The organism is Pseudoalteromonas distincta (assembly GCF_005877035.1).
GTDB classification, from domain to species: Bacteria; Pseudomonadota; Gammaproteobacteria; order Enterobacterales; family Alteromonadaceae; genus Pseudoalteromonas; species Pseudoalteromonas distincta.
In genome coordinates this window covers 2,422,697-2,447,414 of record NZ_CP040558.1, presented here as the reverse complement: position 1 = coordinate 2,447,414, position 24,718 = coordinate 2,422,697, and the positions used below count along the sequence as shown (strand labels likewise).

Genomic DNA, 24,718 nt, shown 5'->3' with positions numbered 1-24,718 from the left:
TTTGATCACAATTTTCCTTTGTTTGTGCACATTGTTTGCACTTTTACTTGTTAACTTTGTTTTATTAAACGTTAAAGTAAAGGTTCAAGCATTGAAAACACTTCTTAAAACAAAAGCCGCTAATGCAACTAAGTTATTTGCGTTAAGTGCGCTTTGTATCGCTTTAAGCGCATGTAATAGCGATTCAACAAGTACTGCAACAGTCGGCGATACAGTCAGTAATAGTGCTCCAACGGTTGATGCTGGTATTGACCAAACTGTTAATGCGGGCGATACCGTTTATTTAAGTTCAACGGTTGAAGATGACGGTGAAGTATCGGTTAGTTGGTCACAAACATCAGGCACTACCGTTAGTTTATCTTCAAGTACTGCAACGTCTACAGAGTTTGTTGCACCTGAAGTTTTAACCGATGAAGCACTTGTATTTGAAATCAGTGCAGATGATGGCACAAACGATGTCGTTGTAGATACAGTTATAGTTAATGTTATTGCTTCATCAGACTCAAACTCAGATACAGTTGATAATAGTGCAAAACTTACCAGCTGGTTAATTAACAACGATACAACTTCTACATACATACAAAATAATGGTGCAGTGGTTGAAGATGTTCAATCAGTTGAGGTTGTTAGCGTTACTGAGGAAGATGCTGACGTTGAATACATGTACGTGCAAACAACTGACATTCCTAAATATGATGTAACGCTTACACAAGACCAAGTAGACGCGTTAAATAACCGCCCGCGTGCAGCTACCGATTTTTATAACGGTGTAACTTCTGCAGCAGTAGGGCAAACCATTTCCTTTGGTGAAGATATTGGCTATAACAGCAGCACTGAAAACTGCGATGACACAGGCGGTGCAGGTTATTGGCCTCCAGGACCGGGTTGCCCAACAGAACAAGCGGTTGAAGCGTATTTTCCGCTAACACCTACCGATTTATCTGACACTGAAACTTGCGAAACAGGTTTAGGTACAGTTGGCTTAATGGTTAATGGCACCAGTATATTTAACTGGGGCGATGGTATGAGCTACGGAAATAATATTTGGTATACATTAGCGCCCATTGCTGAGCAATATGATGTTGATGTGTGTGGCGGACATGCTGCTAACGGTGAATATCATCATCATTTTTATACGAGTTGCTTAGCTGATTTACTTGAAGATGATGGCGATGCACATTCACCTATTTATGGTTTTGCAGCTGATGGCTATCCGCTTTATGGTCCTTATGAAAGTAACGGACAACTAGCATTAAGTGGCTGGGAAATGCGAGATTACGGTGCACCTACAAGTGAAGGCGGTTGTGGTACTGAGGGTGAGCGAAGCTGTACCTTAGTTGATCAATACGATGTTAGCCAAGGTACACAAACAAGTGATGCAGGTCCTGCTATTGGCGCACAAGTGACGACGCTCTCTGGTAATACATTAAATGCCGACGATGGGTATTACTTTGAAGATTATTACTACGCACAAAAAACAGTAACCGGTGCTCAATTAGATGAGCATAACGGCCACGATACTAATGATGGTAAGGGTTATCACTACCATATAACACTAACGTTAGACAGTGATGGTAAATTACAGCCTTCTTTTCCTTATCAAATAGGGCCTCGTTTTAAAGGTCAATTAGCCGATAATTCAATTGGTCGCTGTGATACTGGCGAAACAATGGGTCCACCACCGGGAATGTAAGGAGTAACTATGCGTTATTTTAAATACGCATTGATCCTAACAACTGCTGCGCTATTGAGCTTCAAGCTGTTTGCGCAGCAGGAAATGATGGATCATAGCCATATGCCTATAGCAGTGCCAAATGATGCGCCAACCCCGGCATTAAGCCTTAAGTTATTAAAAGATAGTATGTCGGGTTATAACTTAATTTTAGATACACAGCGTTATGATTTGTCTGTGCCGCCAGAGGGCACGATGAACATGCAACAAATGATGGGCGTGACAACAAACCAGGACACCGGTTTTTTACAAGGTCATGCTCATTTATACATTAATGGGGTTAAAATACAGCGAATTTACGGACAAGCGTTGCATTTACCTGCTAACTTATTTAAAACTGGTATAAATACCGTATCGGTTACTTTAAATAATCATGGTCATATGTATTGGACCGCTCAAGGTAAAAAAATAGTTGCTACGCTGTATGTTAACGACCAAACCAAAGAGTTTATAACATACCGATTTGAAAGCTTTCCTAGCAAGGTTGAAAACACGCATTAATGAAAATTCATAATAAACTTTTTTTAATACTATTTAGTTTTACCTTTAGTGTTATTGCAGGGCTGGTGGTTCTTATACAGTGGAGCATAGGGCAAGGCGTAATTGATTTTGTTAATGCAAAAGAGGTGAAAGCGCTTGAACCACTTGTTGTGCAATTTGCAAAGCAATACGAACAAACACCCTCATGGGAGCGTGTTGTCGGCAATGGCGAAAGCTTTAGAAAACGTGTTGAATCGCAATTAGAAAATAGCCAGTTTTTGCCTAGGCCACAAGAAGGCCCAGGTCCGCGTGGGCGAATGATGCGACGACCGCCGCCAGATCATATTCGTTTAGAGGAAGATCGCCGCCCACCGCCAGAAAATATTGCTCACTACGCTTTGCTTGACGAAAATAAACAGCGAGTAGTGGGTAAATACCTCAGCGATTTAAAATATATAACAACCCCAATTATTGTTAACGATAAAATAGTGGGTTACTTAGCAGTTTCTAAAAGAGATAGCTTGGTTGATGGCTATGAGCTTGATTTTTTACAGCAGCAAACTAACTACTTATGGTTTATTGCTTTAGCTGCGGTATTGCTAACATTAATGGTTACTTTTTTATTGTCTCGTCACCTAGTAAGCCCTGTAAAGCAAATTGCTAACGGTATGCATCGCTTAACGCAAGGTAATTACGAGACCAAACTCACGCTTGAGCGAAAAGACGAGCTAGGACAGTTGAGCGAAGATTTTAATACGCTTGCATTTACACTCGCTAAAGATGAGCAAGTACGTAAGCGTTGGCTTGCTAATATTTCTCATGAGCTTAGGACGCCAATGAGTATTTTACTCGGTGAACTTGAAGCTATGCTACTTGGTATACGAGAACCGAACGCAAAAAATATAAGTTCGGCTAACGATGAAGCCCTACATTTAAAACGCTTAATAGACGACTTGCATATGCTCAATAGCGCAGAGTTAGGAGGTATGCACTACACTATGCAACCTACTGATATGGCGTTATTATTAAATACTATTGAGCAAAAGTATCAGGTTTTGCTTGAACAACATAATATAAAAATATATCTACTAAATAGCGCTAAACACATAACTGTACAAGCAGATAAAACACGCCTTTTGCAGCTACTCGATAATATTCTAATGAACGCAGTACACTATGCACAATGTACAACTATTTCTTTAACGGCTAAAAATATAAGTATTAAAGGGCAAACTTATTTAGAGCTTATAATCGAAGATAATGGCGTAGGTGTAGAGCAGTCGCATTTATCGCATTTATTTGAGTATTTATACCGAGTAGATAGTTCGCGTAATCGCCAGGAGGGCGGTTCTGGCTTAGGTTTATCTATTTGCCAGCATATAGTTAAAGGTCATAAAGGTGAAATAGCTGCAGAAAAAGCCAGCTTAGGCGGCCTTGCTATTATTATCAGATTGCCAACTATTTAGCTTATAAAATAAAGTTAAGGTTACTTACAGAGATGCCTATGAGTGAAAAAATACTAATTGTGGAAGATGAAGTAAAGCTAGCTAACTTAATGAGTGACTTTTTAAGCAGCCATCACTTTATTACTCATCAAATACATCACGGGAATGAAGTATTACCTTGGCTTGAAATTAACAGGCCGAGTGTAATCTTGCTAGACATAATGTTACCAGGTCAAAGTGGTATTGAACTGTGTAAAGCAATCAGGCGCTTTTCAAACGTGCCTATTATTATGGTATCGGCAAAAGTAGAAGAAATAGATAGGCTGCTAGGGCTTGAATTAGGTGCAGATGATTATATTTGTAAGCCGTTTAGTTATGCTGAGCTGGTGGCACGCGTAAAAGCTATTTTAAGGCGATTAAATAACGCAAGTGACGTTACAGAGTCAACAATGAAGCTTGACGAGAGCAGCTACAGCGTAAAATATAAATCAAACAGTATAGAATTGACGAACTTTGAATTTCAACTATTTAAACCTTTGTTTAACAACCCAAATCGTATTTATTCGCGCGATAGCTTAATGGACACTATGTACGCCGATCAGCGTATTGTGAGCCACCGTACTATTGATAGCCATATTAAAAAGTTGCGTAAAAAACTAGATGAAGTGACACAAACCGAAAGTGTTATCCAGTCTGTTTATGGGGTTGGTTACCGGTTTGTGCATCCACAGTAAGGTGAAATGAGCTATGACGATGAGTTACTCATCATCGTCAGCATTTTTAATTCGCTCTAAACGGTCAAACTCTTCGTATTCTGCTGCTTGAATTTCATCAAGAATAGAATCTACATCAGCAAGTTCGTCGCTGTCTTCAAATTCACCTGTAAGCGTTGAATTAGGCGTTAAATTGGCCTCTTCAAATAGTGCCCACATTTCTTTAGCGTATTGAGTTTTTAGTATGCTTGGCGCAAATTCACCATAGTAGCGGCGTATGTTATTTACATCGCGTGCAAACATAGCTTGTGCACTGTTATTTGCTGAAGCGTTAACGGCTTGCGGTAAATCTATAATTACAGGGCCGTTATTATCTACAAGTACATTAAACTCAGATAAATCACCGTGTATTATACCTGCGCAAAGCATAAGCTTAATGTAATGTATCATGAGTTTATACTGCTCAATCGCTTGCTCTTCACTAAAAACGACATGTCCTAGTTGAGGGGCCACGTTACCATCTTCATCAGAGACGAGCTCCATAAGCAGCACGCCATCAATACAAAAGTAAGTATCAGGAACACGTACACCCACGCCAGCTAAACGAGATAACGCATCAACTTCGGCATTTTGCCAAATTTCTTCTTCTAATTGGCGGCCATAGCTAGAGCGTTTACCCATTGCACGCGCTTGGCGTCCACCACGTACTTTTCGGCCTTCTTGATATTGTGCCGCTTTTTTAAAACTACGTTTAACCGCATCTTTATACACTTTCGCACAGCGAATATGTTCACCACAACGCACAATAAATACATCGGCTTCTTTACCGCTCATTAGTCGGCTTATTACTTCGTCAATAAGGCCATCATCAACAAGAGGTTGTAGGCGTTTAGGTATTTTCACAGATTGCCTGCTAAGTAGGGTTGGTTATTAATCATTATTTATGAAAGTGCTCTGTATTTGTTTGTTTAATTGGCTCAAGCAGTATATCAGCTTTGAGAATTAAGGGCAGTAACACTACTGCCAGAGAGTAATTAATCGTATTATTTTATTAGCTTATATATTGATTGCAAAGCAATCAACCAGAACTTTTTTGAATCATCAGTTTTTATTAAAAATAATTTATTACTTCCTCATTATTTGCACATTGTTTGCGTTTTTAAAGCGTAAGCTTAGTTTAATTCTTAAATACGAGGTTATTACTATGAAGCATTTTTCAACTCTTGCCACTGTGGCAATATTATCTATTGCTTTTTCAGCTAATGTAGCTGCTCGAGGCGGTGACAATCCTCCTGAAAAACCTGACTTTTCAACTATTGATACTGATGGTGATGGCGTAATCAGCTTTGAAGAGTTTAGTGCTAAAAAACCACCGCACGGTGATGCACAAACAATTTTTGATTCTATAGATGCCGATGGTAATGGCGAAATTAGTGAGCAAGAGCTTAGCGATCATAAACCACCTCGTCGTGAACGTTGAAAGGATACTAAAATGATTAATAATATTGGCAGCAGCTCTGCGAGTTTTGTGCCGCAACAAAGTAATCAAGCTGCAAAATTAACAACAGAGCAAAGTGATTTTGTTAAAGAAACGCTTGCACAGTTTGATGCCGAAAACTTAACTAGCGACGATGCGCAAAGTATTCAAGCGGCATTTAAAGAACAAGGTATTGAACCAACAAAAGAGCTTGCTGATTTAATGGGCGAACTCGAGTTTGATGCTAAAAGCATTGGTGATGCAGGAAGAGCAGAAGGTCAAAGACCGCCGCCACCGCCACAAAACTCATTAGAATCAGTCGATACAGACGAGGTAGTGAGTTATTTAGATGAGCTCTTAACTGAACATTCAAACCAGTTGTCTGATGAAGATAAAGAATCAATCCTTGCATCAGTGCAAGAGAAGTTTGGTTTAAGTGAAGGCGATTCACTGCTAAATGTAACTGCTTAGGTGTTATTACTTAGAGTAAAGCTGACTGTTACTCGAAAGTCTTAAGTCCAAAGCCCAACGGTTAATTCTGTTGGGCTTTTTTATTGGCTTAATTTAACTGTGTTTCTATTTTGCTGGTGCCATCTTCTTCGGTAAATTTAAATACAAAATCTTTTTTACCGTCTTGGTTTATATCTACTAGAAGAATATCTTTATTATTTTTAGGCAGCGTTAGCTTTAATTTTTTGCGTTTATCATTTAGCAGTGAGTCTTGCTCTCCATAATAAATATACAGCGTTTTTTTACTGTATTTGTATACCGCATCAATATAGCTGTCGCCGTTAATGTCACCTAAATAGAGAGCCGGTTCTGATTCATCGCCATTCATCCCCACTTCCATTTCTAAATCAAGTTCAATACTCGATTTATTGGCAAATGAGCCGTCGGGTTGCTGCTTATAAAGATTCATTTCTACATCTACATCAGTACTGCCACCGCCTAATGCCATAGATGCGATAGTACCTAAGCCAATATCTAAGTCCATTTTTTGTAAATCAATTAAGCCATCATTATTAAAATCAGTTTTGAGCAATAACTCACTAGGGCCCTGTGTTTCAAATAAGGTAATGGGCGTATTAGCAAAACCTTTAGCACTCCCTAGGTACAAAGTATGTGCTATTTTTATATCTAACGAATCCATACCTTGTGTTGGCTTAAACTGTCTGGTTGTAAAATCTAGAAATCCGTCGTTATTAATATCAATAATTTGCTTTATTTTGCGAGTCTCGCCATTGCTTAGCTCGCCGAGCTCAATGTTAAAATCAATTGAGGTGAGCTTTTTCTCAAAGCCCTCTGAATTAGCAAGTAGTACATCTGCTCCAAAGTCATTTGAAAAAACCAGGTCGTTTAATCCGTCGTGGTTAAAATCGATAACGACAGGTTTATTGTTAATATTAACTTCTAAAGAAAGCCCTTTTCCTGAAAAGCGGCCTTCATACTTAGGCGTTTGTTTAAATTTGTTAGGCTTAAAGCTGCCATCTTTATTTTGAATGTATAAAGTACTGCTTGCTAACCCAGGGATAAAAATATCGCTTAGACCGTCGTTGTTAGCATCGAAAACAAAGTCTACTTTTTCAAATTTATCTATTTTTAATTGATTTAGAACCGACTCATAATTAAACAACAATGTTGGTTTACCTGCTTGGGCTTTATATACGCCATCACTTGTTAGTACGAGTGCTTGTTTATCGGTGATGTTAGCAAGTGTTGCCACATCAAACCCGATGGCGTTTTTTGGTAAAGCAAGTTCACTACTAAGTGATGTAAGTAAATTGATGGCTTCTAATTGTTTTGATTCTTTATTATATGCAAATAAAATCTCTGAATCGGTTGATACTAATTCATCCGTTGTTTTTATTGCCATTGTTTGAGCTATAACGCTTATGGGGGTAAGTAAAGTGATGAGTGAATAGCAAAGTGGTTTTATCATGCAAATTCCTTTTTTATATTTAGTTGTATCGTTAAAATTTTTATTATTTAAGCAGCATCAGCGCATAATTTCACCTACTATCCAGCGCTGGGGCTTTTTCGTTTAAACGTAATATACATATGTAAGTTGGATTATATTTAGCCTACGCTAATTACTATGTACTGGGTGTAAGCAATTGTAAGATTATGTTTTAGGGAGGGGCTGTTGACCTTTAAGGATTGAAATTTGTTCAATCTAAGGACGATTTAATCGTGGCGCGAGGTTTGTAACCTAGTAACAAAGAGTCAATCTCCCTAGGCAGAACCCTTCGGACAGCGCATGTTTGGCATTTATGCTACGTTATCAACTGGTTATGGGGGGGTAACCACACTTCATAGACTCTACCTTGCCTAAATACCAAACAGTTTGCTGCAAATTTAACCTCAAAAAACAAACAGGCCCTAATAAGAAAGGTAGCGCATAACTCATATGGTAGCTAAGCGCTTTTAGAAGTGCTTGGTTATTAACTACATTGCTTATTTTGCTCATTTAAATAAGCATCTACAAAACCTACTTCCATCGGTTTTGAAAAGTAATAACCTTGTAGGTGAGATACACCAATTTTAGTGAGTGTGTTTGCTTGCTCAATAGTTTCAACGCCTTCTGCAACAACAGTAAAATCTAAAGTAGAGGCCATTTGTACAATTGCATGAATAATACTTAACCCTCTTTTATCCATATTTTGAATAAAGCTTCTGTCTATTTTTACTATATCTACACCAATATCAAGCATGCTTGATAGTGATGAGTAGCCTGTACCAAAATCATCAATTGAAATACAAAAGCCTTGTTTTTGTAGTGCTTTAACGGCTGTCAAAAATGTGAGTTTATCCTCGGCAAATACTGACTCAGTAATTTCTATGTGTAGGTTTTTAGGTTCTACCTGGTGGCGATTTACTATTTTTAATACCTTAGATACAAAATCAGGATCTTGTAGCTGAATAACCGATACGTTTACGCTTATAGCAATTTGTGGTTGTAAGTGACTTAATTTTGTTGCTTGTATACATGCCTGTTCTATTACCCAAATACCTAACTCGGTTATTAAACCGTATTGCTCGGCAATAGCTATAAATTCATCAGGGAAAATATTTTCACCATCTAGTTGCCAGCGTAATAATGATTCAAAAGAGGTTACTTTTGAGGTTTTGCTATCAACAATTGGTTGAAATACTAGCCTTAAACTATTTTCTTCTATGGCACTGGCTAGGCGTTGACTCAAAAGATACTCTCTTTCTTGTATTAATTTGAGTGAATCGCTATAAATATTGATATTGCCTTTCGCGATGCGTTTTTGGTGATACATTGCAGTATCAGCAGAGCGAATTAAAGTATTAAAATCGCTCCCGTGCTCAGGATACATGGCAATACCAATAGTTGCAGATACCCATTTTTGATATTTATATGTTTCATGCTCGGCACCAATGCTTTGAAGTACTTTATCTGCAAACTCGATAAGCTCAGCTTGTTTTTGATACGTTGCTAAAATTAAAAACTCATCCCCGCCCCATCGGCATTTAAATAGCTGTTGATTGCATACATTACTAATTCTTCGTGCTATTTCTTTTAATACTTTATCGCCTACTTTATGACCCAACGAATCATTTATTTGTTTAAACCCATCTAAATCTACAAATAATAAAGCAAAGGGTTCTTGAGGGTTGTCTGCTAGTTGTCTGTTTGCATTTTTTAAAAATGCGGTTCGGTTTAATAGATTTGTGAGTGGATCGGTATTCGATAAACGGTAAATTTCTTCTGTGCGTTGCTCAACCTTGTTTTCCATTTCGTTAAGCAGCTCTCTGTTTTGGTTTTTGAGCTTGATTGCGCTGTGTGTAAATGTGGCTGATTTGTACGATGAAGCCACCATAATAGCAGTAAATGCTAGGCCTAAAATACCGAGGACAGAGTTGTAGTTTTCGTTAGAAAAGGTTAATAAAAAAGAGTAAGGCGCCAATAAAATAATGCTATAGAGTACAGCGGTTACTCGGCTTCCTGAAAGCAGATTTGCAGAGCCTCCTGCGAAGGCAGATAAAATAGCAATCGTGGTCGTCGTCTCTATTGCTGATGAGGTGCTATGAAACCAAAGTGCATACCCACACCACGATAGCGCAGTTAAAATACACCCGGTTGAAAATCTTTTTGAGTATGTGTCAGCATTAAATAACGGGCTATCCTTTTTGGTTTTATAAAACCACATTACATCAATAGCGCGAGCTGCTAATAAGACAACCATAATGCTTAGCCAGATACTTTTTTCGTAGGATATTTTCTGGTTATTTAAATCAAAAGCAAACACTAATATAAAACTGACTACAATCGAAATGGCAATGCCAGAGATGGCATTGGAGTATAAAATTTTAACGGATTCTCTGCGTTCTTCACTATTTAGATTTTTATATGGCACTAAGTAAAACCTTATACAAAAGTCACTCCAACTAGCGATGGAGAAACGTTCAAGAAATACTGCAAATATTCCAGATGAACAAAAGCGTATTAAACATCGATTAGTTAGGCTCTAATCCTGAGTATAGGAATAAATATAGTTTATGAAAGCAAAAAAAAAAGTTAGCGCAGTAAAAAGGCCCATAATAAATAATTATTATGAGCCTTAAAATTATTAAGCAGGTTAAAGTGTTAACGACTTTACTTGCTGTTTAGTAGATTTAGCCTTCGAAATCACTATCGTTATGGCGCTCTGCCATTTGATCTTCTTCAGGGCCCCATGTGCGATTTACGCGACGACCGCGCTTTACAGCAGGGCGATCAGCAACTTGTTTTGCCCAACGAACAACATGAGTGTATGAGGCAACATCTAAAAATTCAGCTGCATCATATAAGTCGCCTAAAACAAGCGAGCCATACCAGGGCCAAATTGCAATATCGGCAATTGAGTATTCATCACCCGCCATGTATTCATTTTCGCTTAAATGACGATTTAACACGTCAAGTTGGCGTTTAGTTTCCATGGTGAAACGATCAATAGGGTATTGCATTTTACTTGGTGCGTAGCTATAAAAGTGACCAAACCCACCACCTAAGTATGGCGCTGAGCCCATCTGCCAAAATAGCCAGTTACGACACTCTGTTTTAGCTTTTAAATCCTTAGGGATGAGTACATCAAATTTTTCAGCCAAATACTGTAAAATAGAACCTGATTCAAAGATGCGAGTAGGTGGTGTGGTTGAATGATCCATTAGCGCTGGGATTTTTGAATTTGGATTAATATCAACAAAGTCAGATCCAAACTGATCGCCATCACCTATGTTTATTAAATATGCGTCATAGTCTGCATCGGTGCAACCAAGCTGTAAAAGCTCTTCAAACATGATTGTAGCTTTTTGGCCATTTGGTGTAGCAAGAGAATAAAGCTGAAATGCGTGCTCGCCAATAGGTAGAGTTTTGTCATGAGTCGCGCCTGCAATTGGGCGGTTAATGCTGGCAAATTTACCGCCACTTTCACTTTCCCACGTCCATACTTTTGGTGGCGTGTATTCGTTTTGATCACTCATAAATAACCTCAATGTTAAATGGAAATGTTTAATACTTACTCATAAATGTGGCCATAAAAAATTAATTAAAGGCCCTAAATATTTAATTTACCGACCTTTTAATTTATCGGCTTTTGCTAATCTATAACCTAAAAACAACCCGCTTAGCGCTCCAAATAAATGGCTTTCAAACGATACATGATAGCGCTGAGGTAAAACACCCCATATAAAACCGCTATAAAGTATAGCCACTACAACTGCAATTATAATTGATTTTAATGAGCGTCTTACTAAGCCGTAGCATAGAATAAAGCCCCATAAACCATATATAACACCGCTTAAACCAACATGTATGTTACTGCGCCCAAATGCCCAAACTAAAAGTCCACCGACTAGAGCGGTAAAAATAAATACGTTATAAAAACGTTTTACGCTGTACTGGCAAATTAGCCAACTTAATACTACAAATGGGATCATATTACTGGCAAAGTGCCACCAGCTACCATGTAAAAAAGGTGCGCATAGTATGCCAATTAATCCTTGGATACTGCGTGGATATATGCCTAAACCATTAAGATTTATGCCAGGTAGACTATTGATCACCTGTAGTACGAAGCAAATAACAACAATACTAAATATTGCGAAACGGGTACTAGTTAGTAATGACAGTGTGGTTGGCTTGGTTGCCATATAATCGCCCTAATTGACTTTAAGAGTTGCCAGTATAGGAATTGTATTTGCTAATGAAAAGCAATTAAAAAAGCACAGCATAAAATGCTGTGCTTAATTTTAATTATTACTCACTATTAACCTAATTTAGTTAATAGTTTTTTTGCAGCTAGTTCAGAGCTTGCTGGGTTTTGGCCGGTAATTACTAAACCGTCTTCTAGTGCTAATACACCCCAGTCGTCAGTTTTTTGATAATCGCCACCTTTTTTAATTAGCTCGTCTTCAACTAAAAATGGCACGATATCGGTAAGTTGCACTGCAGCTTCTTCAGAGTTAGTAAAACCAGTTACTTTTTTACCCGCTACTAGTGCATTGCCATCGGCATCTTTAACATTTAAAAATGCAGCACTTGCATGACATACCGCAGCAACAGGTTTTTGCTCTTTTACAAAGCTTTCGATAAGCGAAATTGAATCTGTGTTATCAACTAAGTCCCATAATGGACCGTGACCGCCTGGGTAAAATACAGCGTCAAAATCGCTAGATTTAACTTCACTCAACACTTTAGTGTTTGCCATTAATGTTTGCGCCGCGCTGTCTGCGTCGTAACGTTTAGTTGCATCTGTTTGAAAATCAGAAAGTGTACTTGTCGGATCAATGGGTGGTTGGCCGCCAGCTGGAGACGCTAATGTTACTTCAACGCCTGCATCAACGAAGGCGTAATAAGGGGCTGCAAATTCTTCTACCCAAAAACCTGTTTTTTCGCCAGTGTTACCAAGTTCTGCGTGAGATGTAAGAACCATAAGTATTTTTTTAGACATTGAATATATTCCTTCTGATGATTTAAATTAGTTTATCTTGCCTACCAATTACTATATGCACTAACACTGATTTAAACAACGATGATAAATTTAACTTTATTGGTTTAATAATTGATACAATAAAAAGGTTGAATTTAAAACATACTACGGAGCATTTATGAAAGTGTCGTTTGAGCAGTTAAAGAGCATGGTTGTATTTGCACAAATTGTAGAGCAGGGCAGTTTAACCGCTGCTGCCAAACAGCTAGGGCTTACGCGAGCAGTTGCAAGTTATCATTTAAAAAAATTAGAAACGCAGCTTGAAGTTACTTTACTAAATCGCTCAACCCGTACCATGGCGCTCACTGAAGCAGGTATTGCTTATTATGAGCGTTGTAGAATAATTACCGAACAAGCTAATGCGGCTAATCAGCAAATAGAAAATATAAAGAGCGAGCCACAAGGTTTACTTAAAATTAGTTGCCCAGTAAATGTGGGAATGCAGTTAATTGTGCCTGCAATAAATACGTTTAAGCGCCAATATCCTAAAATTCAAATAGACTTACAGCTTACTGACGATGTGGTTGATATTATTAAAAATGGGTTTGATTTTGCAATTAGGGGCGTGGCACTGAGTGACTCTAACTTGCAGGCAACCAAGCTGACTACAATGAGCACTTGTATTTGTGGCGCGCCGGAATACTTTGCACATTTTGGTAAACCTAAAACGCCTTTAGAGTTAGCAGAGCACCAATGGGTCGTTTATCAATTGGGCAGTAAAACATTAACACTTCAAAAAGATGGCAAAAAACACGATATTACAATGCAAGGCGGCTTAAGCACCAATAATGCCGCTGCTCGTACTGCTTTTGTTGAAGCGGGGCATGGCATCGGGCGTATTCCGCTTTACGATGCGTGGCCAAAAGTACAAGCTGGGTTGCTTGAAATAATATTAGATGATTATAAAAGCAAAGATATTGAGCTTTACGGGGTATTTCCGCCAGGGGCTGCGGGCTCTAAAAAGCTACGATTGTTTATTGATTACTTAAAAGCATACTTTGTAAAACAGCATACCGCTTTAGGTATGCTGAAAAGTACTTAATGAGTAGTTTTTACAGCATTTATAAAGTTCGGCTAAATAATGCCACCGCTTGTTGATACATATTTATCGCAAGTGCTGCATCGTATCGCTCACCTTCATCACGCATAAAGGCATGCTGTGCGTTAACTTCCTGCCACTGGTAATTGATGTCCGTGCTTACACATTGTTGGTATATTTTAGCGCGGCCTTCCTTTGGCACATGCGGGTCTTGTTTGCCCCATATAAAGTGAATTTCGCCTTGTATATCAGCCATACGCTCGAATGAGTTATTTCCAGGTTGCGCAGGTAATGTATTGCTGTGAATATCAGTTGCGTATAAACAAAAAGCCGCATTAATTTCAGGGTTTAGTGCCGCTCTGTAAGCTAAGTGACCGCCAATACATACGCCCATTGCGCCGACGGAGCCTGTGCAATAGCTTTGTAATCTAATGAAGTCGATCATAGTTTGTGTGTCACTGTCGTGGTGCTCAAGTGGCTTTGCCCATTTGTCGGCATTGCCTTTGTCTTTACCTGTATCATCATAAGCAAGCACAGTGCCTATAGGGTTTAACTCATGAAACACTTCAGGCACTAACACTACAAAGCCATGGCTTGCTAAAATAGCTGCGCTGCGTGCGATGGGGGCAGTTTGCTGAAATATTTCAGAATAAAAAATGATAGCAGGGAACTGTCCTTGCGCTTGAGGGCGATATACAGTTGTTCGCATTAAACCGGTCGGTGTTGGCAAGTCAGCATTATGTTGTTGGATTATCATAAAAAGCGCTCAGTAAAATAAAATTATACATGCTGATATGGTAACTGAGCGCGATAAAATAAACGACTTTTGTTGTCGAGTATTTAAATACTTGCAGGCATTTTATTACAACTGGCGTAGTAACTTACCGTAGCCGGCCAATCTGAAAAAATACCCATTACCCCCACGTCCTTTGCGAGTACGTCGACTACTGTCATCATGTCGCCATCGTTATCTATAACATCAGCAATTGATTGATAGTAATAACCTCCACCTTCATTAAGCGGGCCCGAGCGCTCAAGGCTCCATGCAATAAGCTTTAAACCTGCTGCTTTTGCGTCAATAGCGTATTGCGATGGCACAATATTACTTTCGTTATCTATTGTTAGCATCATCCAAATTGGAGGAGCTAAAATCTTCACCCCGTCAGCCACTAACTCATCCATACCCGGTTGCCATGTTTGTGGGTTACTTGGATCAAATCCGGCTTCACTGTCGCGACCATCTAGGTAAACGCTTTTATCTGCAAAGTCAGGGTTATTGTTAATCCAGTATTTTACGTCTTCAAGGTTAAATGATTGCGGATAAACTTTTGAGGCTGGCACACCCATTTGCGTGTACTCGTCTAGCATTTTTTGCGCATATTGTTCTTGTGTCATTCCATCAAATGGCATACTTACTTGTGGCGATTTTAGCTCTGGTGTCATTTTTACACCTAGCTCATTAAACAGTGCAATGCTTTGTTTATGGGTCATCAATGTGCCATTGGTGGCATATAAATCAGTGCGCCAACTTGGTGTGCCATCCATGTAATCGGCAACGGTCGTTGCATTAGTGTTTGCACCATCCATTTTACCTTCAAGGGTTAAAAACTCCGCTAAGCTTATATCGCTGGTACAACATTTTGCAGAAGCGGTAATACCATTAGCAGGGTCGGCTGGTGTAAATGGCACACTGCATTTAGCTGCAAGTTCAGGAATGGCTAAAATATTAGTTGTGGTATGTAAATCGCATTGAGAGTGGCGACAAACAAGCTCTTTGTCGTTTGTAAATGTAACATCGCATTCAACAATGCCAGCGCCCATTCTTGCTGCCGCAATGTAGGCTTCTTTAGTGTGTTCTGGGTATTGCATTGATGCACCGCGATGACCAATTGAAAAATCGGTGCGGTAAAAAGGACCTTCGCTGCATGACTCTAATTTTGTTTTTAGTGTGCTTTGCGCCATATCGTTAATTAAATAGTCAGGGCGAGTCCCTAGCTGAATATTTACTCCTTCAGCAACCTCTACAACAATGGGTGTAGGTACTTCAACAATTTCCACTTCGGTGTTGGTAACAACCACTTCTTTTTCTACTATTTCTACATCGTCGTCGCAGCCAGCAAGTGTGGCTAACAATATACAGCTTGTAAGTAAGGTAATACGTTTCATTGTTTATCCTTAAAAAGTAAAATTTGTACTACCTTAATGATTATTAATGACGATTTTGCTACAAGCTTATTAATTTACTTTTTTATTAAGCATTTGATTGACCAATAATGCACCTAACATTATAGCAGCCCCAATACTTAACCGAACTATATCGGCATCTCGGTTCCAGATCAGCACGTTAATTATAATCCCAGCTGGGATAAGCAAGTTATTCATAACTGCCAAAGCACCTACGTTGACAAGGGTTGCGCCTTTATTCCACATAAAGTAACCAAGTCCTGATGCAACCAACCCTAAATAAATTAGTATGCCCCACTGTGTGAAAGTGGTTGGTAATTTGTTTGAGTTACCAAATAATGCATAGCAAATTGTGGCAATAATAAGTGCGCCTATAAAAAACCATCCAAATACGGCTTTGTCATCAAGCTGATTGTTATTCATTAAGCGTTTGTAGGTAACTTGGCCTACAGCAAAACTTATATTCGCCCCTTGAACGATTAATAAGCCGATTATGAAATCGCTATTTAGGTTTTCGTAACGAATAGTAATTGCACCGATTACAGCAATAAGTGCGACTATAAAAAAGCGTGGGTTAAAGCGTCTGTTCAATCCATCATTTAGCAGGGTAATGTACAAAGGAGTCATTACAGTAAATAGCAGCACTTCGGGAACGGTTAAAAATAAAAATGAGTGGTAGTAAAAGCTATACATAACACCAAGTTGTATAGCGCCAATCAGCATAAGCTTTAAGGCTAAAGGTTTAGGCGTTTGTTTGAGCTTTAAAAAAGGTAAAAAAATCAGTGTTGCCAGTGCTATGCGTATTAATACGCTAAACCAAGCGTCAACTTGGCCTGCTAAATACACACCAATTAAACTAAACGAAAACGCCCAAAGCAAAGTGACTGCAAATAAGTACTGCATAACCATCATCTTTTAATAAATATTGAGCTAAGTTTATCTGTTATATGTGAGGGTATAAACAATAAAAGCCCGCAAGCGGGCTTTTATAAAAGTGAGCTTAATAAATTAAGTTATTTACTCAACTAAACCACGGCGCTTAAGTAATGCGTCGGTAGTTGGTTTTTGACCTCTAAACTCAATGTAGCTTTGCATTAAGTCGCGGCTGTTACCTTTAGATAGGATTTCTTTACGGAACTTATCACCATTTTTACGTGTTAAGCCGCCGTTGTTTTCCATGTGTGCAAAGGCATCGGCTGCAAATACTTCAGTCCAAAGGTATGCGTAGTAACCCGCAGAGTAACCACCGGCAAATGTATGGCTAAAGTAGTTTGATTTATAACGCGGTGGTACAGGGTAGTAATCAATACCGTGTGCTTTTAGCGCATCGCTTTCAAACTTTTGAACATCAGTAATTTTTTTATCTGAGCCAAACGAGTGCCATTCCATATCAAGTAAAGCAGCTGCTAAATATTCAGTGGTACCAAAACCTTGGTTGAATTTTTGCGATGCAAGTACTTTATCAAGTAAAGCTTGTGGAATTGGCTCACCTGTTTTGTAGTGTTTGGCGTAGTTAGCAAGTACCGTAGGTTCAATCATCCAATCTTCATTCGCTTGCGAAGGAAACTCAACAAAGTCACGTGCTGTAGCAGTACCCGCTAAGCTTGGGTATTTAACGTCAGAGAATAAACCGTGCGCCGCATGACCAAACTCATGAAACATAGTTGACACTTCGTCAAACGTCATTAACGTTGGATCGCCTGCAGCAGGTTTTGGAATGTTCTGCGCATTGTAAATAACTGGTTTAGTGCCTTTTAAGCCGCTTTGACTTACGTAAGCGCTCATCCATGCACCGCCACGCTTACCTTCACGTGCGTATGGGTCTAGGTAAAATAAACCGATGGCGCTGCCGTCAGCGTTAAATACTTCGTAGGCTGTAACATCTTCATGATAAACCGGTAAGTCTTTACGCTCTTTAAATGTAATACCGTATAGCTTGTTCATTGCAAAGAATAAACCATCGTGAATTACAGAATCCATTTCAAAGTAAGGCTTAACAAGGGCAGGATCTAAGTCGTACTTTTCAGCACGTACTTTTTCTGCGTAAAAAGCCCAATCCCATGGTTTAAGCTCAAAGCTTTCACCTGAATCGTTAATTACTTTTTGAATAGCAGCTGCTTCAATTTTAGCTTTTTCAACTGCTTTTGGTGCTAGGTCATCTAAAATGCCGTACACGTTGTCAGTTGTTTGTGCCATACGCGAAGTCATTACATACGATGCCCAATCTTTAAACCCTAGTAGCTCTGCTTTTTGAGCGCGTAGGTTTGTTTCTTCAATAATAATTGGGCCGTTAGTTTTTGCTGCACGGTTAGCAGAGGCTTTAAATATTTGCTCACGTAGGTCGCGGTTTTCAAGGCTTGATAAAATTGGCTGTTGAGTCGTATTTACTAGCGTGATCATGTAGCCGTCTTTACCTGCTTTTTTAGCAGCGGCCGCAAGGCCTGCAATTTCACCTTCAGAAAGGCCAGCAAGTTTAGATTTATCGGTAACGACAATGACATCTTCTTTAAACGATTTTAAAATGTTTTGAGAAAACGCAGTAGAAAGCTCTGCAAGTTGTGAGTTGATTTCACGCATTTTTGCTTTTTCAGCGTCATTTAATTTAGCGCCTGCTTTTACAAATTGCTTATAGTAAAAATCTACAAGGCGTTGATCTTCAGCATTAAGCGAGTCTTTGTTGTCGTAAATAGTTTGTACGCGCTTGAATAATGCACCATTTAAGTAAATGTCGTCAGAGTGAGCAGATAATACCGGCGCCATTTTTTTACTTATACGTTGGTATTCGTCATCAGAAATCAAACCTGAAAGGTTATAAAAAGCAGCTGATACACGGTTTAATAGCTCGCCAGACATTTCCATTTCAACTAATGTATTTTTAAAAGTTGCAGGAGCTGGGTTGTTAGCAATAGCTTGTATTTGCGCAGTATGCTGAGCAATACCAGCATCAAAGCCGGCTTCGTAGTCTTTTGTACCAAACTTATCAAACTCAGGTGCCATGTATTGTAATGGGCTTGGTTTGAATAAAACATTGTTTGCGTTCATGTCTTGCACTTGTGCTGCGCTCTCTTTTGCCATGTCTTGAGGTTCGTTAGAAGAACAAGCCGATAGGATTAGGGCACTAGCAATAGTCGTGGCGATCAGGGTTTTACGCATAATAACTCCATAAAAAGATTAGCCGAAATAGGCTTTGCGAGTCGAAAAACCTAGTTAACTTATCAAATTTGTGGGTTTATACAATAAAGTTTATCGGTATTAAGGGGGATTTGAACGCAAATTAGCTAATAATTAGTATTAAGGTGGGTAAAAGTAGCTCTAAAATTAAACGTTAAAGCTACTTAATTATACGATTGTGTGCTTGAGAGGGGGGTTAGTTATAACCTAAAACAAATTTTTTCTCTGAGCCAAAGCTATTAGATTGCTGCCCAAACTCTTTATTAATAGTTGCTAGAGTTTGCTCTTGTTCGGCGAGCAAGCACAAAACTTTATTTCGGTAATCTAGGCTGCTTTCAAACAATTTTAAATCTACCTGCGGCTGCAAAGTAGCGAGTCTTTGATTTAGAGTAAGTTGTGTCATATGTGATCTCCAGTGCTTGTACACTATTTATATAGCACTCGGTGCAATAAAGAGTTAATAAATTGTTTATAAAATTCATATTGAACTTATTAACTTGGCGTTTTAGTTATATTATGACGTGCTAAGCTTAGCGAAAACTGAACCACACTTATTTTTAGTGAACAAATAACAATCAAAAAAAATATTGGGAACACTTATGACCCTCGAACAAATTAATCAATACTTAGCCTTTGTAATATTCACTTATAACGATGTGAATATTACAGTAGCAAAAGTAATTCAAGTGCCACTTATATTGTTTGCTATGTGGTTTGTAGTCACACGTATTGGCAAGCTTATTAAAAAAACATTACTCGCTAAAAAAATAAGCCAAGATGCAGTGCATTTGTTTACTCGAATTTACTTTATTTTAAGTATCGCAATTTTAATTTTTACATCGCTTGAAGTGCTCAGCATCCCGCTTACGGCATTTGCTTTTGTATCCGGTGCGATTGCTATTGGTGTAGGTTTTGGTGCACAAAACATTATTAATAACTTTATCAGCGGTTGGATATTGATGTGGGAACGTCCAATTCGCATTGGTGACTTTTTAGAGGTAGGTAACGCAAAGGGCGTAGTTGAAACTATTAATACGCGTTCTACACGTATTCGCCGAAATGACGGCGTACATATGCTTATACCTAATTCTCAATTGCTCGAAAATACAGTAACAAACTGGACGCTGATAGATGGCAATGCACGCTCATCGGTCAGTGTCGGCGTTGCGTATGGTTCAGACGTTATACTGGTTAAAAAGCTTATCCAGCAAGTGCTTGATGATCATGATGCAATATTGGTTAATCCAAAGTCATCAGTGTTATTTGATGACTTTGCAGATAACTCGCTTGTATTTAATGCTATTTTTTGGGTATGCGCCGAGTCTGAAACCATGCTTAGAAAAGTGCGCAGTGATATTCGTTTTAGTATTTATGCTGTATTTGAAGAGCATGATGTAGTGATTGCGTTTCCACAGCGCGATATTCATATAGATGGTGAAATTGCTTTTAAAAGGTCGTAGTTCTAATAAAAAAAGTCGCTTGCGGGTGACTTTTTTTATGAGTAACCATAACGTTTCTATTTTGGGTTAATATGTAAAGCAATCCATTTTTCCTACTTTACTTCGCGATCTTCAATAAAGGACATATGTCCTCATTATTAGGTTTTTGCATCTAAATATTGATAAAAACACGTAATCTTGTAGTTAAATGTTGCAAAAAAGTTTCCATTTATGTTCATATTTATGCAGTAAAATTATTACACAATGGTATAATCTTAATCGTTCGTTCAGCCTTGTTACTCCGTTTTGTACTCTCGGTGATGAGGTCCGCGCGCCATATAGCAAGTCGCGAAAAATTGTACGAGCCCGCAATGAATACATTGCGCAACACAAAAAACCGTTGAACAAGAGTGCATACTAAAGGTTAATACCCGACATGAAATCATTAAAGAAATCTGCAATAGCGACAATTATTAACGCTGCACTACTATCTGCTGCTGGCACATCTATTTCAGCATTCGCCGCTGAAGAAGAAACGGCTAAAAAAAGCAATCAACTAGAAGTTATTCAAGTTACCGCCCGTAAACGCGTAGAAAATGCACAAGAAGTACCTGTAGCTGTATCTGCATTACAAGGTGATAACCTTGATGCATATAGCTCTGCAGGTATGGATATTCGCTTTATGAATGCGAAAATTCCAAGCTTAGCAATTGAGTCTTCGTATGGCCGTACTTTTCCGCGTTTTTATGTACGTGGCTTAGGTAATACCGATTTTGATTTGAATGCATCTCAGCCAGTATCGTTAGTTGTTGACGATATTGTACAAGAAAATGCGATTTTAAAAGGTTTCCCGGTATTTGACGTCGAACGCGTAGAAGTATTACGTGGCCCACAAGGTACATTGTTTGGTCGTAATACGCCGGCAGGCCTTGTTAAGTTTGATTCGGTTAAGCCAAGCCAAGAATTTGAAGGGTTTAGCTCAGTATCATACGGCACTGACAGTGCTGTAGATTTTAGAGGTGCTGTAGGTGGTGGCTTAACGGATAACCTTTCTGCACGTGTTTCTGTTTTATGGCAAGATAAAGATAACTTTATTGATAATCGTGCACCAGGCTTTGAACAAGAAGACGTACTTGGCGGATATACAGACCGTGCTGCTCGTATTCAATTTTTATACGAAAAAGATGATTTCAGTGCTCTTCTTAACTACCACGTACGTAACATGGATGGTACACCAATTCCATTTCGTGCTAATGCAATCAAAAGTGGCACTAACGATCTAGTTGATGACTTTGATTACAAAGTTGTTTATCACGATGCAGCAGCACGTGAAAAGCAAGCTGTTGATGCAGAGGGTATGAGCTTAAAGCTTGAGTATGATTTTAATGATTACACCATTACTTCTATATCTGGTTGGGAGAGCGCAGAAGTAAGCTCGCGCGGTGATATTGATGGTGGTTATGGCGCTGATTTCCTAGGCGATTACCATGGCCCTGGCTCAATTCCATTCCCTTCAGAAAGCGAAAGTGTAATGCCTGACCATGACCAATATACTCAAGAGTTGCGTTTAGCAAGTAACTACGACGGTGATATTAACTTTCAAACTGGTTTATTTTACTTCGACGAGTCAGTAACTATTGAAAACTATGGCTATAACACTCTAGCTGGCGGCGCGTTAAACGGTTACGTTAACCAGCAGCAAGATACGAAAGCTTGGGCTGTATTTGGCTCTGTAGATTACACGGTATCAGACGATTTAAAACTAACAGCTGGCTTGCGTTACTCTGACGATGAAAAAGACTTCGAAGCCGTGCGTAAAACAATAAGTGATGATTGTTTAAACAACTTAATGCAATGTACAACTGATATCACACGTACAACAGAAGTAAGTGATGATCATGTAAGTTGGGATATTTCAGCGTCTTATAAATTGAATGATGATGTTAATTTATATGCACGAGTTGCAAATACATTCCGTGCACCAAGTATTCAAGGCCGTATTACGTTCTCTGACGACGTTACTACAGCTGATTCAGAAACGGTTACATCGTACGAAACGGGTATTAAATCAGACGTACTTGATGGTCGTGGCCGTGTAAATGCAAGCGTTTATTACTTTACTATGGACGATCAGCAATTAACGGCTGTTGGTGGTACTGCAAATACAACCAGCCTACTTAATGCTGATAAAACCACTGGCTATGGTTTTGAGCTTGATACAGAATGGGTATTAACCGATGAGCTTAATGCCACGTTTAACTTTAGTTATAATAAAACTGAGTTAAAAGATAACAGCATTACTATTCCGGTCCCCGTACGTGACACGCTTCATATAACTGACACTACAGTTGATGGCAGAGCAATCATTGACGGAAATAGTTTACCAAATGCTCCTGAGTTTATTTCTAACTTAACACTTCGCTACTCTAAAGAATTAGCTGATGGTAATTTCTACGCTTACACAGATGTGTCGTACCGCAGTAAAGTTAACTTCTTCTTATATGAAGCGGTTGAGTTTGAAGGCAAACCGTTAACAGAAGTAGGTGTGCGCGCCGGTTACACATGGGCTCAAGATGATAATGAGTACGAAGTAGCTTTATTTGCTCGCAACTTATTTGATGAGCAAGTTGCTATTGGTGCAATCGACTTTAATAACAACACTGCAATGGTTAACGAAGAACGTTATGTTGGTGCTGAATTTAAAGTTAACTTCTTCTAAAGATAACTTTAAATTATATTAATTTTTAAAAGCCTGCCTTGTGCAGGCTTTTATGTTTTTATAAAGCTGGTAAAGTAGCGTTAATTAATTTAAAGAGATAAAAAGATGGCTGGATTTTGGAATTACCGTGTAATTTTTTGTGAAGCAACGAAAGACGAAGCAGCGCAATATCAAATACACGAAGTAGAATATAACCTAAATGGTAAAGTAACTAACTGGTCAGAAACTGGCGCAGCCCCTTTTGGAACAACCTTAGATGAGTTGAAAGATGACTCTGAGCGTTTAAAAACTGCATTTGATAAACCAGTACTTAAAGTTGTACGTAAAACGCGTGGCTACGAGCTTGTTGATGTTGAAACGGGTGAGGAAGCAACGGGTGAGCCGCCAGCAGGCTTAACGCAATAACTGTATTTATTTAAAAGGTGCTTAAGGCGCCTTTTTTTATTGTCAAAATTTAGCTTAGGTTAAATAATACCAATCTGCTTATATAAGGGTTCTATTTAACGTTAAGAAAATTACGCTAGAACTAGGCAAAAATTTTTGTATCTAGTTGTTCTAAATAAAAAATTTTTAACGACGTTATAGTGCAATTTAATTCGTTAAATTGATCAAAGATCTATGCAGGTTGGTATAAGGAATGAGTATGACTTTAAAAGCAATATTGTTTGATATGGATGGCACATTAGTTGATTCAGAAAGCATGCACTTTGTATGCTGGAGTAAATTACTTAAACCCTACGGTGTTAGTTATTTAGAAAATGATTTTTGTCAGCGCTTTTCGGGACGGCCCACTTTAGAAGCCGCAATCGAAATTAAGCAAGAGCATAACTTATCGGTAAGTGCACAGTTTTTAGCAGATGAAAAATACCGTTTATTTGGTGAATATGTAGTAACACATTTACCACCACTGATGCCATTTACAGAGCAAACATTGAAAGCTGTAAAAGCGAGTGGCTTAAAAATGGCGCTAGTAACAGGCAGTGCTAAAAGTGAAGCTATGCCAATACTGAAAGGCTTAGGGTTTTATGAGCTGTTTGATACGGTGGTTACAAAAGATGATGTAACTAATCCTAAACCTGCAGGGGACCCATATTTACTGGCACTTGAGCAGATAAATATACAGGCAGGCAATGCAATTGCTGTTGAGGATACATTTACCGGCGTTACGGCGGCCAACAATGCTTTGTTACGTGTTGTAGCCATTGCCAATAGCCATACTAAAGATCACGACTTTAGCCAAGCTACCTATCAAATGAGCAACTTAGATGAGTTTTGGCAATGGGCGCAATCTCAACTATAGTTTAAGCCAACTTTTACGTGCTTG

22 protein-coding genes are annotated in these 24,718 nt (G+C 38.7%); 11 read left to right on the top strand and 11 right to left on the bottom strand.

The window, feature by feature from the left end:
• Nucleotides 1-31 precede the first annotated feature (31 nt).
• Genes FFU37_RS10910 through FFU37_RS10895 form a run of 4 tightly spaced genes read left to right on the top strand, consistent with a single transcriptional unit; the run spans nucleotide 32 to nucleotide 4,391 of the window.
• Complete coding sequence (locus FFU37_RS10910) at nucleotides 32-1,693, top strand: YHYH protein (RefSeq protein WP_138490031.1); 1,662 nt, start codon at nucleotides 32-34, stop codon at nucleotides 1,691-1,693.
• A gap of 9 nt (nucleotides 1,694-1,702) precedes the next feature.
• Nucleotides 1,703-2,233 carry a hypothetical protein gene (locus tag FFU37_RS10905; protein WP_002958164.1) on the top strand — a complete coding sequence of 177 codons (531 nt, stop codon included), beginning with the start codon at nucleotides 1,703-1,705 and terminating at the stop codon, nucleotides 2,231-2,233.
• Nucleotides 2,233-3,678 carry an ATP-binding protein gene (locus tag FFU37_RS10900; RefSeq protein ID WP_024598252.1) on the top strand — a complete coding sequence of 482 codons (1,446 nt, stop codon included), beginning with the start codon at nucleotides 2,233-2,235 and terminating at the stop codon, nucleotides 3,676-3,678. The genes FFU37_RS10905 and FFU37_RS10900 overlap by 1 nt, the downstream gene beginning before the upstream one ends.
• A gap of 38 nt (nucleotides 3,679-3,716) precedes the next feature.
• On the top strand, nucleotides 3,717-4,391 hold the full coding sequence (locus FFU37_RS10895; protein WP_138489482.1) for a response regulator: 675 nt from the start codon (nucleotides 3,717-3,719) through the stop codon (nucleotides 4,389-4,391).
• A gap of 24 nt (nucleotides 4,392-4,415) precedes the next feature.
• Here FFU37_RS10895 and FFU37_RS10890 read toward each other — a convergent pair whose 3' ends face one another.
• Nucleotides 4,416-5,273 carry a PA4780 family RIO1-like protein kinase gene (locus FFU37_RS10890; RefSeq protein ID WP_002958167.1) on the bottom strand — a complete coding sequence of 286 codons (858 nt, stop codon included), beginning with the start codon at nucleotides 5,271-5,273 and terminating at the stop codon, nucleotides 4,416-4,418.
• 301 nt (nucleotides 5,274-5,574) lie between these two features.
• Here FFU37_RS10890 and FFU37_RS10885 point away from each other — a divergent pair, with 301 nt between their 5' ends.
• Nucleotides 5,575-5,850, top strand: coding sequence for an EF-hand domain-containing protein (locus FFU37_RS10885; RefSeq protein WP_007581281.1), 276 nt, complete (start codon nucleotides 5,575-5,577; stop codon nucleotides 5,848-5,850).
• Between the two features lie 12 nt (nucleotides 5,851-5,862).
• Nucleotides 5,863-6,318 carry a hypothetical protein gene (locus tag FFU37_RS10880; protein ID WP_138489481.1) on the top strand — a complete coding sequence of 152 codons (456 nt, stop codon included), beginning with the start codon at nucleotides 5,863-5,865 and terminating at the stop codon, nucleotides 6,316-6,318.
• Between the two features lie 88 nt (nucleotides 6,319-6,406).
• Here the strand turns inward: FFU37_RS10880 and FFU37_RS10875 are convergent, their stop codons facing one another.
• From FFU37_RS10875 to FFU37_RS10850, 5 genes are all read right to left on the bottom strand, one after another.
• Nucleotides 6,407-7,786 (bottom strand): FG-GAP repeat domain-containing protein, encoded by a 1,380-nt coding sequence (locus FFU37_RS10875; protein WP_138489480.1) that lies wholly within the window; start codon nucleotides 7,784-7,786, stop codon nucleotides 6,407-6,409.
• A 502-nt stretch (nucleotides 7,787-8,288) separates the two neighbouring features.
• Nucleotides 8,289-10,229, bottom strand: coding sequence for a putative bifunctional diguanylate cyclase/phosphodiesterase (locus FFU37_RS10865; protein ID WP_138489478.1), 1,941 nt, complete (start codon nucleotides 10,227-10,229; stop codon nucleotides 8,289-8,291).
• A 259-nt stretch (nucleotides 10,230-10,488) separates the two neighbouring features.
• Entirely contained in the window at nucleotides 10,489-11,334 is an 846-nt protein-coding gene (gene yghU, locus FFU37_RS10860; protein WP_138489477.1) for a glutathione-dependent disulfide-bond oxidoreductase, read from the bottom strand.
• An 87-nt stretch (nucleotides 11,335-11,421) separates the two neighbouring features.
• A complete protein-coding gene (locus FFU37_RS10855) occupies nucleotides 11,422-12,003 on the bottom strand; it encodes a rhomboid family intramembrane serine protease (RefSeq protein ID WP_010555361.1) in 582 nt (193 codons plus the stop codon).
• Between the two features lie 116 nt (nucleotides 12,004-12,119).
• Complete coding sequence (locus FFU37_RS10850) at nucleotides 12,120-12,803, bottom strand: type 1 glutamine amidotransferase domain-containing protein (protein ID WP_007581292.1); 684 nt, start codon at nucleotides 12,801-12,803, stop codon at nucleotides 12,120-12,122.
• 157 nt (nucleotides 12,804-12,960) lie between these two features.
• Here FFU37_RS10850 and FFU37_RS10845 point away from each other — a divergent pair, with 157 nt between their 5' ends.
• On the top strand, nucleotides 12,961-13,884 hold the full coding sequence (locus FFU37_RS10845; protein WP_039487155.1) for a LysR family transcriptional regulator: 924 nt from the start codon (nucleotides 12,961-12,963) through the stop codon (nucleotides 13,882-13,884).
• A 19-nt stretch (nucleotides 13,885-13,903) separates the two neighbouring features.
• Here FFU37_RS10845 and FFU37_RS10840 read toward each other — a convergent pair whose 3' ends face one another.
• The 5 genes from FFU37_RS10840 to FFU37_RS10820 form a co-directional block, all read right to left on the bottom strand.
• A complete protein-coding gene (locus tag FFU37_RS10840; RefSeq protein ID WP_138489476.1) occupies nucleotides 13,904-14,638 on the bottom strand; it encodes a dienelactone hydrolase family protein in 735 nt (244 codons plus the stop codon).
• Nucleotides 14,639-14,721: 83 nt separating this feature from the next.
• Nucleotides 14,722-16,047, bottom strand: a complete 1,326-nt coding sequence (locus tag FFU37_RS10835) for a glycerophosphodiester phosphodiesterase family protein (protein ID WP_138489475.1) — start codon at nucleotides 16,045-16,047, stop codon at nucleotides 14,722-14,724.
• A 69-nt stretch (nucleotides 16,048-16,116) separates the two neighbouring features.
• A complete protein-coding gene (locus FFU37_RS10830; RefSeq protein WP_175413904.1) occupies nucleotides 16,117-16,968 on the bottom strand; it encodes a carboxylate/amino acid/amine transporter in 852 nt (283 codons plus the stop codon).
• Between the two features lie 114 nt (nucleotides 16,969-17,082).
• On the bottom strand, nucleotides 17,083-19,218 hold the full coding sequence (locus FFU37_RS10825; RefSeq protein ID WP_138489473.1) for a M3 family metallopeptidase: 2,136 nt from the start codon (nucleotides 19,216-19,218) through the stop codon (nucleotides 17,083-17,085).
• Nucleotides 19,219-19,432: 214 nt separating this feature from the next.
• Nucleotides 19,433-19,639 carry a hypothetical protein gene (locus FFU37_RS10820; RefSeq protein ID WP_002958182.1) on the bottom strand — a complete coding sequence of 69 codons (207 nt, stop codon included), beginning with the start codon at nucleotides 19,637-19,639 and terminating at the stop codon, nucleotides 19,433-19,435.
• Between the two features lie 196 nt (nucleotides 19,640-19,835).
• On the opposite strand from FFU37_RS10820, the gene FFU37_RS10815 reads away from it, so the two are divergent.
• The 4 genes from FFU37_RS10815 (at nucleotide 19,836) to FFU37_RS10800 (ending at nucleotide 24,694) form a co-directional block, all read left to right on the top strand.
• On the top strand, nucleotides 19,836-20,696 hold the full coding sequence (locus FFU37_RS10815) for a mechanosensitive ion channel family protein (protein WP_138489472.1): 861 nt from the start codon (nucleotides 19,836-19,838) through the stop codon (nucleotides 20,694-20,696).
• Between the two features lie 415 nt (nucleotides 20,697-21,111).
• Nucleotides 21,112-23,394, top strand: coding sequence for a TonB-dependent receptor (locus tag FFU37_RS10810; RefSeq protein ID WP_138489471.1), 2,283 nt, complete (start codon nucleotides 21,112-21,114; stop codon nucleotides 23,392-23,394).
• Nucleotides 23,395-23,499: 105 nt separating this feature from the next.
• Nucleotides 23,500-23,799, top strand: coding sequence for a hypothetical protein (locus FFU37_RS10805; protein WP_002958185.1), 300 nt, complete (start codon nucleotides 23,500-23,502; stop codon nucleotides 23,797-23,799).
• 238 nt (nucleotides 23,800-24,037) lie between these two features.
• A complete protein-coding gene (locus FFU37_RS10800) occupies nucleotides 24,038-24,694 on the top strand; it encodes an HAD family hydrolase (RefSeq protein WP_138489470.1) in 657 nt (218 codons plus the stop codon).
• The last annotated feature ends 24 nt before the right edge of the window (nucleotides 24,695-24,718 follow it).

What these genes read in the sequence shown, in the direction of transcription:
- FFU37_RS10905 (WP_002958164.1), top strand. Translation starts at nt 1,703, where the DNA reads ATGCGTTATTTTAAATACGCATTGATCCTAACAACTGCTGCGCTATTG.
- FFU37_RS10900 (WP_024598252.1), top strand. Translation starts at nt 2,233, where the DNA reads ATGAAAATTCATAATAAACTTTTTTTAATACTATTTAGTTTTACCTTT.
- FFU37_RS10895 (WP_138489482.1), top strand. Translation starts at nt 3,717, where the DNA reads ATGAGTGAAAAAATACTAATTGTGGAAGATGAAGTAAAGCTAGCTAAC.
- FFU37_RS10885 (WP_007581281.1), top strand. Translation starts at nt 5,575, where the DNA reads ATGAAGCATTTTTCAACTCTTGCCACTGTGGCAATATTATCTATTGCT.
- FFU37_RS10880 (WP_138489481.1), top strand. Translation starts at nt 5,863, where the DNA reads ATGATTAATAATATTGGCAGCAGCTCTGCGAGTTTTGTGCCGCAACAA.
- FFU37_RS10875 (WP_138489480.1), bottom strand. Translation starts at nt 7,786, where the DNA reads ATGATAAAACCACTTTGCTATTCACTCATCACTTTACTTACCCCCATA.
- yghU (WP_138489477.1), bottom strand. Translation starts at nt 11,334, where the DNA reads ATGAGTGATCAAAACGAATACACGCCACCAAAAGTATGGACGTGGGAA.
- FFU37_RS10855 (WP_010555361.1), bottom strand. Translation starts at nt 12,003, where the DNA reads ATGGCAACCAAGCCAACCACACTGTCATTACTAACTAGTACCCGTTTC.
- FFU37_RS10850 (WP_007581292.1), bottom strand. Translation starts at nt 12,803, where the DNA reads ATGTCTAAAAAAATACTTATGGTTCTTACATCTCACGCAGAACTTGGT.
- FFU37_RS10845 (WP_039487155.1), top strand. Translation starts at nt 12,961, where the DNA reads ATGAAAGTGTCGTTTGAGCAGTTAAAGAGCATGGTTGTATTTGCACAA.
- FFU37_RS10840 (WP_138489476.1), bottom strand. Translation starts at nt 14,638, where the DNA reads ATGATAATCCAACAACATAATGCTGACTTGCCAACACCGACCGGTTTA.
- FFU37_RS10835 (WP_138489475.1), bottom strand. Translation starts at nt 16,047, where the DNA reads ATGAAACGTATTACCTTACTTACAAGCTGTATATTGTTAGCCACACTT.
- FFU37_RS10830 (WP_175413904.1), bottom strand. Translation starts at nt 16,968, where the DNA reads ATGCAGTACTTATTTGCAGTCACTTTGCTTTGGGCGTTTTCGTTTAGT.
- FFU37_RS10825 (WP_138489473.1), bottom strand. Translation starts at nt 19,218, where the DNA reads ATGCGTAAAACCCTGATCGCCACGACTATTGCTAGTGCCCTAATCCTA.
- FFU37_RS10820 (WP_002958182.1), bottom strand. Translation starts at nt 19,639, where the DNA reads ATGACACAACTTACTCTAAATCAAAGACTCGCTACTTTGCAGCCGCAG.
- FFU37_RS10815 (WP_138489472.1), top strand. Translation starts at nt 19,836, where the DNA reads ATGACCCTCGAACAAATTAATCAATACTTAGCCTTTGTAATATTCACT.
- FFU37_RS10810 (WP_138489471.1), top strand. Translation starts at nt 21,112, where the DNA reads ATGAAATCATTAAAGAAATCTGCAATAGCGACAATTATTAACGCTGCA.
- FFU37_RS10805 (WP_002958185.1), top strand. Translation starts at nt 23,500, where the DNA reads ATGGCTGGATTTTGGAATTACCGTGTAATTTTTTGTGAAGCAACGAAA.
- FFU37_RS10800 (WP_138489470.1), top strand. Translation starts at nt 24,038, where the DNA reads ATGACTTTAAAAGCAATATTGTTTGATATGGATGGCACATTAGTTGAT.